The following is a 12637-nucleotide window of genomic DNA, read 5'->3' on the forward strand; positions in this document are numbered from 1 at the left end:
TTCGCCACAGCGAGCCACAGCATGATGCTGTATTCGGAATACGGTTCGTTCCAGAGACCACGGACCCACTGACGGCGCGCCCTTCACGGGGCGCGCCGTTTTTCTGCGAACCTCTTCGCGCCGGGGCACGTTGGACAGCGAGACTTCTTGGAAAGAGGGTTCGCTTACATGCTCGTTCGTACCATCGTCGCGTCCACGACCATCGTGCTCGGCTTGACCGGCGCCGCCCTGGCGCAGACCGCCGCGACCCCGCCCACCGCGCCGCAATCCTCGGCGCCCGTGGTCACGCCGCAATCGGGCTCGACCGGCGCGCCGAACGCCGCCACCATCTCGAACGGCAACCCCGCCGACACCGTCACCACCAATTCCTCGGCCGGCGGCAATGCGGGCCAGCCCTCCCGCGCCGTGCCGCAGGGCGGCGGCAGCAACAAGTAAGGCCGGTCCCCGGCGCCGGGCGGTTCCCGCTACATGCGCCGGATCCTCGGCTCGGCGCGGGCGCCGAGCATGAGGTCGGTGAGCGCCCAGACGAGGGCGTCGAGCCGATCCGGGGAGGCCCCGTTCGACAGGCCGTCGGGCCCGAAATCGCACATCTCGTCCTCCAGCGCAGGCAGCGCGCCGACATGGTGGACGAGGCCACGGGCGTAGAGCAGCGAGACCGGCTCCGCCCGCAGGTACTTCCCCCGCCGCGCCCGCACCGCCACCACCGGCACGGCGGGGTCGCATTGGGCGATGACGCTCTCCGCCATCTCGCCCCCCTGGTTCACCTCCACCACGAGGGCGTCGGCCTCCAGCCGGTGATAGAGCGCGAGCGCCGCCGCCGCCCAGGCCTCGGGCGTGGCCCGGCGCAGGCTCGCATCCGCCAGCACGAAGGCGCGCTCCCCCTGCCGCCCGGCGGCGATGATCCCGCAGGCATCCGAGCGCGCCCCGGAACTCGCGGGCGGGTCCACCGCCACGACGATCCGCGACAGGTCCGGCGCCGCCGCGACACGGGCCGCCTCGATCCCCTCCCGCGTCCACAGGGCGTCCGGCCGGTCGGCGATGAGTTCGCCGTCGAGCTCCTGCCGCCCGAGGCGGGTGCCGGCGTAGCGCCCGACCACCGCCGAGAGGAAATCCGGGGCGAGGTTCTCGGCGTTGTCGTGGGTGCGCGCCCGGGTGACGACCGTGCGCGGGTCGGCGAGCAGCCGCCGGATCAGCGGCACCGGCCGGGGCGTGGTGGTGACGAGGCTGCGCGGTCGCGCCCCGAGGCGCAGGCCGAATTGCAGCATGTCGAAGGCGGCCTCCGTATCGCGCCACTTGGCGATCTCGTCGCACCAGGCCGCGCCGAATTGCGGGCCGCGCAGGGAATCGGCCTCCTCGGCCGAGAAGGCCTGCGCCACCGCCCCGTTCCCCCAGACCAGCCGGCGGCGGCTGGGGAACCAGACGGGCCGCGCCCGGCCCCGCCGGGGCAGGTTGAGCAGGCCCGATTCCCCCTCGATCATCACGTCGCGGACATCGTGCAGGGTCTCGCCGACCAGGGCGATCCGCCCCACCGCCTCCCCCGTGAAGGCGGGGTCGCCCCGCGCCAGGGCATCGACCCATTCGGCCCCCGCCCGCGTCTTGCCGCAGCCGCGCCCGCCGATCACCGCCCAGATGGTCCAGTCGCCCTCCGGCGGGAGCTGGTCCGCCCGCGCCCGGTGGAGCCAATCGGCGTCGAGCCCGGCCAGCAGATCCGGCGGCAGGCCCGCCAGGAAGTCAGGGAGCCTCCCCGCCCGCGACAAAGCGATCAAAGCGCCGCGCGATCTCCTCGCGGAGGGCGGCCGGGTCGCCGAAGCCGGCGGGATCGTCGGAGCGGGACGGCTCGTCATGGACCGCGCCCTCCCCTGCCCCATCGGAATCGAGATCGTCCAGCAGCCGCTTCAGGCCGCCGAGGTCGCGCAGCACCTTGGCCGAATCGAGCCCCGGCCGCTCCGGCGCCGAGAGCGCCGCGTCGAGCACCGCGATCTGCCGGCCGATATGCGCCCGCAGCCGCGCCCGCAGATGGGGCGGGTCCGCCACGTCCCCGTCCGCTTCCCGCCAGGGCGCGGCGCCGAAGGCGGCGAGCAGCATGTCCGCCGCGTCCCGCGCATAGCCCGCCGCCTCCGCGACGTCGCCGGGGTCGATCTCCGGCACCGCGAGGAGCCGGGACATCGCCCCCCGCCGGGACGGGAGCCATTCCTTGAGGGTGCGGGGATGAGGCTTGGGCGGGCGCGCGCCGCAGCGCAAGTTCCAACCGACGACCGTGCGCGCGGGCACGCCGAGCCGCTGCGCGATGGCGCCGACGGTCAGGCTTCTGTCTTGAAGGAGACGCTGCGCCTCGGCGCGCAATGCGGCCGGGTGGCCGGCTTTGTTAGGCATCGGCCGCCCCCACACTTCTTGAGCGTGCGTACCTTCTACCGAACCAGCGCACCGCTGTCAACGATAAAAATCATATCCTGGGCCTGTAATCTTGGGAGAGGTGCCGCGTCGGCATGTCCGCTGTGCGAAGCCGGAACGGCACCCACCCCGACACGTTGACCGGCGCGTTTCCTTCGGCCACCCATCCCGATAGCGCTATGAGTTAAGCATGGGCGAAACCCCATCATCGGCTGATCGGAGCGGATCCCAGGTGTCGGACGATGCGGGGGCTGCTGCCCTGAGCGACAGCTTCCGCCGTTTCGCGGACGTGGTGCCTCTGATGTTGTGGCGTTCCGACCAGTATGGTCAGGCGGTCCACCACAATGAATGCTGGCTGGAATTCACCGGGCGGACCCTGGAGGACGAGCTCGGCCGGGGCTGGCGCGAGGGCCTGCACCCGGAGGATTTCGAGCGCCACGCCCGGATCGTCGAGACGGCGCTGGCCGCGCGGGAGCCCTTCACCGTGGAGTTCCGGCTGCGCCGGCACGACGGCGTCTACCGCTGGCTCCTCGACACCGCGCGCCCCCTCGTGGAGGAGGGCCGGTTCCTCGGCTATCTCGGCTCCTGCTTCGACATCACCGACCGGAAGCATGCCGAGGAGCATATCGAGCACGCGCTCGCCGAGAAGGAGGCGCTGCTCGCCGAAGTCTACCACCGGGTGCGCAACAACCTCCAGGTGATGGTGAGCCTGATCGGCCTCTACGGCCGCGCCGCCCCGGATGCCTGCCGGGGCAGCTTCGAGGCCCTGGGCCAGCGGGTGCGGGCCATCGCCCTGGTCCAGCAGCACCTGCACGAGGCGCCGCACATCGCCTCCATCGACCTGCGCGACTACCTGCGCCGCCTCGCCTCCGGCCTCGGGCAGTTGCGCCGGGCCGGGCGGATCGGCGTGCAGGTGAACGGTGGCGGCAACGGCCTCGTGGAGCCGCGCACCGCCAACGCACTCGGCATGATCGTCGCCGAGATCGTCGCCGAATGCCTCGACGCCACCGCAGAGACGGTGGCCTGCTCCATCGCCATCGGCATCGAGGCGCCGCCGGACGCGCCGATCACCGTCACCGTCATCTCCAACGTCAGCGATGTCGGCGAGCCGAACCGGCCGACCGTGCCGAAGCTCGGCCCGCGCCTCATCGCCGCCTACGCCGCGCAGGCCGAGATCCTGGCCAGCGGCGAGGCGACCCCCGCCAACCCGCTGACGCTGGAACTGCCCCTGCCCCGCGCCACCGAGGCGCCGTGAGCCCCATCATGCTGCCGCCCATCACGACCATCATCGACAATTTCGAGTTCATCGACGATTGGGAGGAGCGCTACCGCTACCTGATCGAGCTCGGCCGCCAGCTGCCCCCCGCCGACGAGGCCCTGCACGCCGAGGCCAACAAGGTGCAGGGCTGCGCCAGCCAAGTCTGGCTCGACCTCGCCGTGGACGAGGCCGGGGGCGACCGCAGGTTGCGGGTGAAGGGCGACAGCGACGCCCACATCGTGCGGGGCCTCGTCGCCCTGATGGTCGCCCTGTTCGACGGCAAGTCCCCCCGCGAGGCCGCCGACACCGACGCCTTTGCCCTCTACACCAAGCTCGGCCTCGGCGAGCACCTGACGCCCCAGCGCTCCAACGGCGTGCGCGCCATGGCCGACCGCATCCACCGCGACGCGGTGCGCCTCTCGGCCTAGCCGTTCATCCGCCACAGGCGGGAGCGGGCCCGCTCCGGCCCGCGCGCCTCGCGCTCCAGCCCGTAATGCTCCGCGAGCCGCGCCAGGGCGATGCGGGCCACCACCTTGGCCGAGCGCGCCGGCCAGCGGCGCTCGGTCTCGATCCGCTCCAGCCCCTTCAGGAAGCCGCAGAGGTCGAGGAGCAGGTCCGACAGGTCGCGCCCCACCGCCGCGAGCGCCGCCCGCACCCGCTGGCGCGCCGCCACCGCGCTGTCGGACCCCGAGGCCGGGTCCCACGCGCCGCCGCCATCGACGCGGGGGGCGGTCCAGTCCGCGCCCATCTTCGGCAGCATCAGCGCCTGGGCGATGTCCCGGCGCAGGCGCTCCCCCGCCTCGTATTCGACCGGATCGATCATCGGGCGCCCGTCGCGGTCCCGGCGGCGGGCCATCCAGGCGAGCGGGCTCTCCCCGGCATCGCGCAGGGGCGGCTCGCCCGGCCCCCGGCCGCGCACCACGTCGAGATGCTGCCCCCGGAACGGCTCGATGGCGCCGCCCTGCTCCCGCCGCAGCCGCGCGAGGCCCGGCGCCGTCACGACCACGCGCCCGCCCGCCATCGCCGCCGCGAGGTCGGCCGCGCGCAACTCCTGCGCCGCCCGCCGGGGGAACCGCCCGCCGCCGAGGGACACCCCGCCCTCCGCCCGGCGGACGATCAGCGCCTCCCCGTCGAACGGATCGGGCCGCGCCTCCGCCCCCGGATTCGCCAGGGCCGCCAGCAGCCGCGAGGCCTCCCGCGAGAGGATCACGCTCGCGGGGGCGGCCCGCCGCGCCTCGCCCCGGCGCAGGGGGCCACGGGCCACGCTATCCGTGCGCTTGTTCATGGTTTGTTCCCTCATCGTGACGCGGTGGACCGGAGGGAACCAGAGATACCAGAAAATAGTCTTAAGTCAAGAATTCAGGCAGATCTGTCCACAGGGCGCGTCGGCGGGTGGCGCAGCACCTCGGCGATCGCGTCCTCGTCCTTGCCACGGACCTCGTAGCCCATGGCCTCGAACCGCTCCACCAGCGCGTCGCTGGTCGCGGCCGAGCGCGCCGCCCAGTCCGCGAGGTTGGCGTTGATGGCGTCAAGATCCTCGGCGGGGCTCGCCTCGCCGGTCACGGGGTCACGGGCCATGTCGTTCCTCGCTGGGACCATCGCGGCAAGCGCGGCTCAGCCATAACGCCGCGGGTGCGCAAGCGTTGCCCTGCCCCGGGCCGGAACCCGGGGCCGCAGCGGCGGATCAGGCCGCCTGCCCGAAGCTCTCGCGCGGCTGGCCGAGGCCGATCGCCTTGGCGAGGTTGGAGCGGGCCTGGGCGTAGTTCGGCGCCACCATCGGGTAATCCGGCGGCAGGCCCCACTTGGCCCGGTACTGCTCGGGGCTGAGATTGTATTTCGCGCGCAGGTGCCGCTTCAGCGACTTGAAGCTGCGCCCGTCCTCCAGGCAGATGATGTATTCGTCCGTCACCGACTTCTTGATCGGCACCGCCGGCTCGAGCGGGCCGGTGGGCGCCTTCGCCACGACCTTGCCCGTCGCCACCCCGACCAGCGCATGACTGATGCGCTCGAGCAAGGGCACGAGTTCTTCCGCCGCGACGTTCCTGTTGCCGACGTAAGACGTGGCGATCTTGACGGTCATCCGCATCCGGTCGAGCGCGACTTGCTGTCTTTTCATGACCTTAGATCCTTACCTCAAGGGCAGTGAGTGGTTAGCCCGTGTCGTTTCCTGTTTAGTTTTTAAATCGCTAACGCGCTGACTGAGTTATCACTAACGAACTTGCTGCATGCCGCCGGAGCCTGACTTCGCGACAACCACACCATGCGGCATTCAATTCGGATAAGATATCGGAAAAGGCATCGCAAGGCGCCAATACGGCAAAATTGACGAATCAATTGCTTCCGATATCCCTCATTTGATTTGCAATACCTCTCCTGCAGTAGTATTTACCACTTAAATACGATCCGCAGTTGCTTTGCGATCCCGCGACGGCTCCGCTTGCCTCCGTCCGCCGCACGCGGCACACCCGGCGCCATGAATGCCGAGACGGAGTGGGCGCAGATGCTGAAGGGTAAGGGCGGGGATGCACCGGTCGCCGAGATCCGCCCGTCGCAGGTCACCGTCCACGGGCGGACGGTCGAGGACGATTACGCGTGGCTCAAGGCCGCGAACTGGCAGGCGGTGTTGAAGGACCCCGCCGCGCTGCCGGAGGACATCGCCGCGTATCTCCGCGCGGAGAACGCCTATACCGACGCCGCGCTCGCCGGCACCGCCGACCTGCGCAAGCGCCTCGTCGCCGAGATGCGCGCTCGCATCCGCGAGGACGACAGCGGCGTGCCCGAGCCGGACGGCCCCTTCGCCTACTACACCCGCCACCGCGACGGCGGGCAGCACCCCCTGGTCTGCCGCCGCCCCACCCGGCCGGAGGCGCCGCTCGGCCTGCCGGAGGAGGAGACGATCCTCATCGACGGCGACAAGGAGGGGGCCGGGCTGCCCTTCTTCGAGATCGCCTCGGCCTCCCATTCGGACGACCACGCCCGCCTCGCCTGGGGTGCGGACACCAAGGGCTCGGAGTTGCACGCGATCCGGGTGCGCGACCTCGCCACGGGGGAGGACGGGCCGGACCTGATCGAGGCGACCTCCGGCGAGGCCGTCTGGACGGCGGACGGCGGCGGGTTCTGGTACGTCGCCCTCGACGCCAACCACCGCCCGGCGCGGGTGATGTTCCACCGGCTCGGCCAGCCCCAGGCCGAGGACGAGACGGTCTATGTCGAGCCGGATGCCGGCTACTTCGTCCACATCTCGGAGACGCAATCCGGCCGGTTCCTGGCCATCACCGCGAGCGACCACGAGACCGCCGAGGTGCGCCTCATCGCCCGCGCCGCGCCGGCCTCGCCCGCGCTCCTCGTCCAGGCGCGCACGCCGCTCCTGATCTACTCGGTGGACGACCACGGCGAGAGCCTGTTCATCCGCACCAACGCGGACGGCGCCGAGGACTTCAAGGTCGTCACCGCGCCGCTCTCCGATCCGGGCATCGAGAACTGGCGGGATCTGGTGCCGCACCGGGCGGGGGTGATGATCCGCCACCTGCACGTCCTCTCCGGCCACATGGTGCGGCTGGAGATCGAGAACGCGAAGCCCCGCATCGTGGTGCGCGACCTCCTCGACGGGCAGGAGCACCCGGTGGCCTTCGGAGAGGAGGCCTATTCCTTGGGCCTGCAGCCCGGCAGCGAGTTCGAGACGGCGCGGATTCGCTTCGTCTATTCCTCGATGACGACCCCGGCCGAAACCTTCGACTACGACTGCGCCAGCCGCGAGCGCTACCTGCGCAAGCGCCAGGAGGTGCCGAGCGGGCACGATCCGGCGAACTACGTGACGCGCCGCCTGTTCGCGACCGCCGAGGACGGGCAGGAGGTGCCGATCTCGCTGCTGCACCGGAAGGGGCAGGCCCTCGACGGCTCCGCGCCGCTGCTGCTCTACGGCTACGGCTCCTACGGCACGCTGATGCCGGCGGCCTTCCGCACGAACCTGCTCTCCCTGGTGGATCGCGGCTTCGTCTACGCCATCGCCCATGTCCGGGGCGGCACGGAGAAGGGCTGGCGCTGGTACCTCGACGGCAAGCGCGAGAAGAAGCCGAACACCTTCACGGATTTCGTGGCCTGCGCGCGGGCGCTGATCGCGGCCGGCTACACGGCGGAGAAGCGCATCGTCGCCCATGGCGGCTCGGCGGGCGGGATGCTGATGGGGGCGGTGGCCAACCTCGCGCCGGAGCTGTTCGCCGGCATCGGCGCGGACGTGCCCTTCGTGGACGTGCTGAACACGATGCTCGACGCGGAATTGCCGCTCACCCCGCCGGAATGGCCCGAATGGGGCAACCCGGCCGAGAGCGTCGCGGCCTTCGAGACGATCCTCGCCTACTCGCCCTACGACAACGTGCAGGCGAAGGCCTATCCGGCGATCCTGGCGCTGGGCGGCCTCACCGACCCGCGCGTGACCTATTGGGAGCCGGCGAAGTGGGTCGCCCGCCTGCGCGCGACCATGACGGGCGGGGGGCCGATCCTGCTCAAGATCAACATGGAAGCCGGCCACGGCGGCGCCGCCGGCCGGTTCGACCGCCTGGAGGAAGTCGCCCTGATCTACGCCTTCGCCCTAGCGGCGGCGGGGGTGGAGTAGGAAAGCCGAAGCTCCTCGGCGAGTTCGGGGTGGCGGTCCAGCACGCGCATGAGCTGGATCGTCGGCCCGCTGGGTTCCACGAGGCCGCGCTCGTACTTGTCGAACGCGTTCTCGCCGACCCGCAGCAGGGTCCCGGCCTCCCGCTGGGAGAGCTTCAGCTTGCGCCGGACCCGGCGGATGGTCGCCGGGCTTGGCAGCCCGTCGATCCTCTCCTTGAGGGTCCGCAGCGCCGCATCCACGATGGTCATGTCGTCGCCGACATGGACCCCCTCCCCCTCGCCGTCGGGGTAATAGCCCGGCAGGTCGACGGTGAGCGTCTCGCCCTTGTACGTCACCGCGAAGGGACGCACGCCGCGCGCGAGCGTCAGGCCCGTCTCCGGCGAGGTCATCGTCTCGGGCAGGATCGGCCGGGGCATTTCACCGCTCCTTGAACGACATGAGGCGCAACTGGATCATCTCCTCTGCAAGGGAGGCAGATCAATGTGTCGCTACGGTTGCGGCGACACCGGCTCTGGGGCCGCCGGAGCGGGCGCTTCGCTGCGCTCGCGGGCTTGGCGCTCGGCCTCCTCGGCGGCGAGCTTGTCCGCGTAGGCCTTGAGGGCGGCGGCGCGGGTCTTGTCGAGCTCGATCCGGTCGCGGCGGCGCTGGCGCTCGATCTGATCCGCCTCGTTCAGTTCCAGCGATTCCAGCTCGCGCTGCAGGACGAAGGCCGCGAGGCCGGTCGCAAGGGGGCCGGCATCGAGACTCCGCGCCGGGTCGGCGAGGCTGCCGGTCAGGGCGTACTGCACCGAAGGCGGGCCCGCCGGCCAGCCCGGGGGCACCGCGCCGCCGGCGAGGGTGCCGCGCGCGTCGAGGCGGCCTTCGCGAAGATCCTCGGTGACGCTGCCGGTCCAGCGGGCGGGGCCGAGATCGATGTCGAGGGGCCCGGCCCGCAGCACGCCGCCGACGATGGTGGCGGGGGCCGAGACCGGCGCGGGAGCCTGCGCCCCCGCCTTGCCGAGTTCCTGCGAGACCAGGGCACCGAGCCGTCCCTCGCGCAGCGGGTCCTCGGCCTCGGCGGCCAGCGCCAGGGCGCGGCCGAGGGCGGCAGGATCGAGCCCCGAGACGGCGAGGTCCTTGAGCGTCAGGCGACCGCTCCCGGCGAGGTTGGCGGCCAGAGCCGGCAGGGCGTTGGCGCTCGCCGCGAACCGCATCCCGGCGGTCAGGCGACCGGTGAGCGCGCGGCCCCCGGACAGGGCGCCGAGCGACAGGTCCTCCGCACTCCCCTCCCCCGTCACGGCGAGGCTGTCGCCCCGGCGCGCCAGGGTCGCGCTGCCGGAGAGCCGCCCGTCCGCCAGCCGCGCCGTCAGGCCGCCGAGTGTGAGGGTGTCGGGCTCCAGGCCGAAGGTGAAGGCCGCGTCCGAGGCGACGAGCCCCCGGCCGAGATCGAGGCGCGCGACACCGAGGTCGAGGCTGCCCTGCGGCCGGGCCGGCAACGGGCCGGGGCGGCCCCCCTCCAGCGGCATGAGCAAGGCGGCCGCGAGCCGGGGCAGCGACAGCTGGGCGAGGCGGGCCCGGCCGCGCAAGGCGCCGTCGCCGCCGCGGATGAGCGTGCCCTCGACGGCGGAGCCCGCGATCGCGCCGCTGACCGCCGCCTGCGGATCGCCCCCGTCCGCGGACAGGGTCGCCGTGAGGTCGGCGGGCCATGCGCCCGGCTCCAGCCGCGCCGCGCCCGCGAGGGTGAGGAACGGGGCGAGGTCGGCCGTGCGCAGGGTGATCCGCCCGCCCTCCGGCGCCGCGCCCTTCGCGGGCAGGAGGATCGGCTGGTCGGTGCCGATGGAAAGCCCCGCCACGGTGCCGGCGACGGTGAGGGCGAAGCCCATCCCTTCAGGCTCCTTCGGCAGGCGCAGCTCCGAGACCGCGCCGCGCGGCTCGGCGGTGAAGCGCAGGTCCGCCGGCTGTTGCAGCCCGGGGATGTCGGTGCGGCCGAACCACGATCCCGCGTGGGGGGTGGAGAGCGTGCCGTTGCCGGCGAGGAAGCGTCCGTCGCGGCTGCGCACGGCAAGGTCGAGGGTGCCGCCGCCGGCCTTGCCCTTGGCCTGCACCCGCAGGCCGCCGCTCTCCGGCGCGTCCCGGTCGAGGACCACGGCGAGGTCGAGGGGCGCGGTGCGCAGGAAGGCCGGAACGGCCTGCAGCTCGTCCGACCAGACCCGTTCGAGCAGCCCGACGAGGGGCGCGGCGGCGGGGGCCTGAAGCCGGCCGGCGATGCGGCCGGTGCCGTCCGCCGCGAGCGAGCCGGAGAGCTTGGCGCTGGCGCCCGCGAGGTCGCTCACGTCGAGGCTGTCCACCACGAGGCGGCCTCCATCGGACTGGATCCGCGCGGCGATGGTGCCCGCCCCGGAGCCGACGCTGCCGAAGCGCACGTCCTTCGCCTGGAGGGTCAGGGCGAGGTCCATGTCGCGCAGGGCCGAGAGGGCCGTGCCGGAGGGCGGGAGGGCGGCGATGTCGAGGCCGCTCGCCAGCAGCTGCGCCTCGAACCGGCCCCGCGTGCCGGCCTCGGGGGCGACGTAGCGGGCATTGCCGCTGAGGCGGGCGGTGCCGAATCCGGCACGCAGGTTGCGTAGGGAAAGATCGGAGGGCGAGGCCGCGACATCCGCCGAGAGGTCGAGGGCCCGCCCGTCGAACAGGCTCAGCCACGGCCCCTCGGCGCCGAGGCGGCGCAACAGCCGCCCGAGGGCGTCCGACTGCTTGGCGAGGAGCGAGACCGGGCCGGTGAGCCGCAGGGGTGCCCCCTCGATCTCGCCGCTGGCGGTGATCCGCGCCTCGCCGGGGCCGGTCGCGGCGAGGCGCCGGATCAGGAGCCCGCCGCCCCGCTCCGCCGTGCCCGCGACCGCGATGTCGCTCCATTCGGCGGCCCCGAAGGCGGCGCTGTCCACCGCGACGTCGAGATCGAGCATCACCGGCAGGCCCCAGCCGCCGCGCGGGATGCCCCGCGCCAGCAGGGCCCCGCCCTCGGTGGAGGTGAGGAAGGCGTCGAGATCGAGCCGGCGGGCCTTGAGGGAGAGGGCCGCCCGCCACTGGTGCAGGTCGAGGCGGCCGGTCCCTTCGAGGTGCAGGGTCTTGCCGCCGGGGTCGATGTCCACGCTCGCCTGATCGAACCGCACCTGCGTGCCGCGCGACTTGAACGCCCCGGACAGGGTGAAGGGCAGGTAGGCGCCCGCCGCCTGGCTCGGCGGCCCGACGACCAGCCGCGCGGTGCCCTCGGCCCGCACGATGCTGGCATCCGAATCGGTGTCGTCGAGGGCGAGCCCGAACCGCGCATCGACCTCGAACAGGGGCGAGGCGTCGCCGCCGCCGGAGATCTTCACCGGCAGGCGGCCCTCGGGATCGGGCGTGCCGCTGACGGCCCGGAAGGGCACGCCGCCGCTCGTCGCCTCGACGCGCCACGGGCCGACGAGGGAGGGCGCCTGCACCCGCACGTCGTCGGCGGTGAACTGGTCCGTCCGGCCGGTGGCGCGCACCGCCGTGGTGACGAGGAATTGCTGGATCTGAAGGTTCTCGATGGCGAGATCCTTCGTGCGCAGCCCGTCGAGGAGGCCGCGCGGCAGGTGGACCGATTCGCCCTCGCTCACCGGCAGGCGGATCTCGGCTCGGCCGACCCGCGTCTCGGTGAACCGCGCCTCGCCCTTCAGGAGCGGGGCCAGCGCGATCTCGGATTTCACGAAGCGGGCGTCGAGGGCGGGGCCGTCCCGCCCGCCGACCACGAGCCGGTCGACGCGCAGGCGCGGCGAGGGCAGGAGCCGCACCTCGACGCGGCCCTGGCTCTGCACCGGCACCCCGAGGGATTGCGACAGCGTGCGGTCGATGAAGGCCCGGTGGGCCGTCCAGTCGATGAAGGGCGGAACGGCGAGCGCCGCGATCAGGACGAGGACGATCGCGCCTGCCAGCGCGGTCAGCAGATCACGCACCGTTCCCGTTCCAGACCTCTCCGCGTGCCCCCGTGGGCCGCCCGCCCGCGCCTATAGCATGAAGGGGGCGGGCCCGCGCGAGCCCTCAGCGGCCCGTGGCGCCGCCGGCCCTGGGGATGGGCGACGGGATGGGCGGCGGGGTCGGGGCGCTGCGCGGCTGGGTCATCGTCGCGCCACCGTTCGCGGAGGGGCCGGCACCGATCTCCTGCGAGCGCTGGGTGCTCATCCGCGACATCGAATCGTTGGCGGCGTTCGGGTTGGCCTGCTGCACCTGCGCCAGGGCCGGGGCGGCCGTGAGGGCGAGGGACAGAGAGAGGACAGTCAGGGCGGTGAACGGACGCATGGGGGGCCTTGCGGTGTCGGTTATCGAGACGTCTGACGGGTCAAGCGGCAGCCGGCGGCGGGGTTCCGGCCTCGACGCCGTTCGCG

At 72.9% G+C, this 12637-nt stretch carries 12 protein-coding genes; 4 read left to right on the forward strand and 8 right to left on the reverse strand.

The window, feature by feature from the left end:
* Positions 1-168 precede the first annotated feature (168 nt).
* A complete protein-coding gene (locus MKK52_RS25350; RefSeq protein ID WP_243959215.1) occupies positions 169-435 on the forward strand; it encodes a hypothetical protein in 267 nt (88 codons plus the stop codon).
* Positions 436-464: 29 nt separating this feature from the next.
* On the opposite strand, the gene MKK52_RS25355 is transcribed toward MKK52_RS25350, so the two are convergent.
* A complete protein-coding gene (locus MKK52_RS25355; RefSeq protein WP_243959756.1) occupies positions 465-1757 on the reverse strand; it encodes a DNA-packaging protein in 1293 nt (430 codons plus the stop codon).
* Positions 1732-2373, reverse strand: coding sequence for a hypothetical protein (locus MKK52_RS25360; protein WP_243959217.1), 642 nt, complete (start codon positions 2371-2373; stop codon positions 1732-1734). The genes MKK52_RS25355 and MKK52_RS25360 overlap by 26 nt, the downstream gene beginning before the upstream one ends.
* A 208-nt stretch (positions 2374-2581) precedes the next feature.
* On the opposite strand from MKK52_RS25360, the gene MKK52_RS25365 reads away from it, so the two are divergent.
* Positions 2582-3646 carry a sensor histidine kinase gene (locus MKK52_RS25365; protein WP_243959219.1) on the forward strand — a complete coding sequence of 355 codons (1065 nt, stop codon included), beginning with the start codon at positions 2582-2584 and terminating at the stop codon, positions 3644-3646.
* Between the two features lie 8 nt (positions 3647-3654).
* Entirely contained in the window at positions 3655-4077 is a 423-nt protein-coding gene (locus MKK52_RS25370; RefSeq protein ID WP_243959221.1) for a SufE family protein, read from the forward strand.
* Here MKK52_RS25370 and MKK52_RS25375 read toward each other — a convergent pair.
* The 3 genes from MKK52_RS25375 to MKK52_RS25385 form a co-directional block, all read right to left on the reverse strand.
* Positions 4074-4934: a DUF6456 domain-containing protein gene (locus tag MKK52_RS25375; protein ID WP_243959223.1), complete on the reverse strand. Its 861-nt coding sequence runs from the start codon at positions 4932-4934 to the stop codon at positions 4074-4076. The two genes, MKK52_RS25370 and MKK52_RS25375, sit on opposite strands and share 4 nt — an antisense overlap.
* 74 nt (positions 4935-5008) lie before the next feature.
* Positions 5009-5227, reverse strand: a complete 219-nt coding sequence (locus MKK52_RS25380) for a hypothetical protein (RefSeq protein WP_243959225.1) — start codon at positions 5225-5227, stop codon at positions 5009-5011.
* Between the two features lie 106 nt (positions 5228-5333).
* Positions 5334-5765: a MucR family transcriptional regulator gene (locus MKK52_RS25385; protein ID WP_243959227.1), complete on the reverse strand. Its 432-nt coding sequence runs from the start codon at positions 5763-5765 to the stop codon at positions 5334-5336.
* Positions 5766-6149: 384 nt separating this feature from the next.
* On the opposite strand from MKK52_RS25385, the gene MKK52_RS25390 reads away from it, so the two are divergent.
* A complete protein-coding gene (locus MKK52_RS25390) occupies positions 6150-8261 on the forward strand; it encodes a S9 family peptidase (RefSeq protein ID WP_243959228.1) in 2112 nt (703 codons plus the stop codon).
* On the opposite strand, the gene MKK52_RS25395 is transcribed toward MKK52_RS25390, so the two are convergent.
* The 3 genes from MKK52_RS25395 to MKK52_RS25405 form a co-directional block, all read right to left on the reverse strand.
* A complete protein-coding gene (locus tag MKK52_RS25395) occupies positions 8225-8677 on the reverse strand; it encodes a type II toxin-antitoxin system MqsA family antitoxin (protein ID WP_243959230.1) in 453 nt (150 codons plus the stop codon). The two genes, MKK52_RS25390 and MKK52_RS25395, sit on opposite strands and share 37 nt — an antisense overlap.
* Before the next feature lie 72 nt (positions 8678-8749).
* Positions 8750-12208, reverse strand: coding sequence for an AsmA-like C-terminal region-containing protein (locus tag MKK52_RS25400; protein WP_243959232.1), 3459 nt, complete (start codon positions 12206-12208; stop codon positions 8750-8752).
* Positions 12209-12293: 85 nt separating this feature from the next.
* Positions 12294-12551, reverse strand: coding sequence for a hypothetical protein (locus MKK52_RS25405; protein WP_243959234.1), 258 nt, complete (start codon positions 12549-12551; stop codon positions 12294-12296).
* Positions 12552-12637: the final 86 nt, after the last annotated feature.

The organism is Methylobacterium sp. J-067 (genome assembly GCF_022829465.1).
In the GTDB taxonomy this organism is placed as follows: domain Bacteria; phylum Pseudomonadota; class Alphaproteobacteria; order Rhizobiales; family Beijerinckiaceae; genus Methylobacterium; species Methylobacterium litchii.

What these genes read in the sequence shown, in the direction of transcription:
- MKK52_RS25350 (WP_243959215.1), top strand. Translation starts at nt 169, where the DNA reads ATGCTCGTTCGTACCATCGTCGCGTCCACGACCATCGTGCTCGGCTTG.
- MKK52_RS25360 (WP_243959217.1), bottom strand. Translation starts at nt 2,373, where the DNA reads ATGCCTAACAAAGCCGGCCACCCGGCCGCATTGCGCGCCGAGGCGCAG.
- MKK52_RS25365 (WP_243959219.1), top strand. Translation starts at nt 2,582, where the DNA reads ATGGGCGAAACCCCATCATCGGCTGATCGGAGCGGATCCCAGGTGTCG.
- MKK52_RS25370 (WP_243959221.1), top strand. Translation starts at nt 3,655, where the DNA reads ATGCTGCCGCCCATCACGACCATCATCGACAATTTCGAGTTCATCGAC.
- MKK52_RS25375 (WP_243959223.1), bottom strand. Translation starts at nt 4,934, where the DNA reads ATGAACAAGCGCACGGATAGCGTGGCCCGTGGCCCCCTGCGCCGGGGC.
- MKK52_RS25380 (WP_243959225.1), bottom strand. Translation starts at nt 5,227, where the DNA reads ATGGCCCGTGACCCCGTGACCGGCGAGGCGAGCCCCGCCGAGGATCTT.
- MKK52_RS25385 (WP_243959227.1), bottom strand. Translation starts at nt 5,765, where the DNA reads ATGAAAAGACAGCAAGTCGCGCTCGACCGGATGCGGATGACCGTCAAG.
- MKK52_RS25390 (WP_243959228.1), top strand. Translation starts at nt 6,150, where the DNA reads ATGCTGAAGGGTAAGGGCGGGGATGCACCGGTCGCCGAGATCCGCCCG.
- MKK52_RS25395 (WP_243959230.1), bottom strand. Translation starts at nt 8,677, where the DNA reads ATGCCCCGGCCGATCCTGCCCGAGACGATGACCTCGCCGGAGACGGGC.
- MKK52_RS25405 (WP_243959234.1), bottom strand. Translation starts at nt 12,551, where the DNA reads ATGCGTCCGTTCACCGCCCTGACTGTCCTCTCTCTGTCCCTCGCCCTC.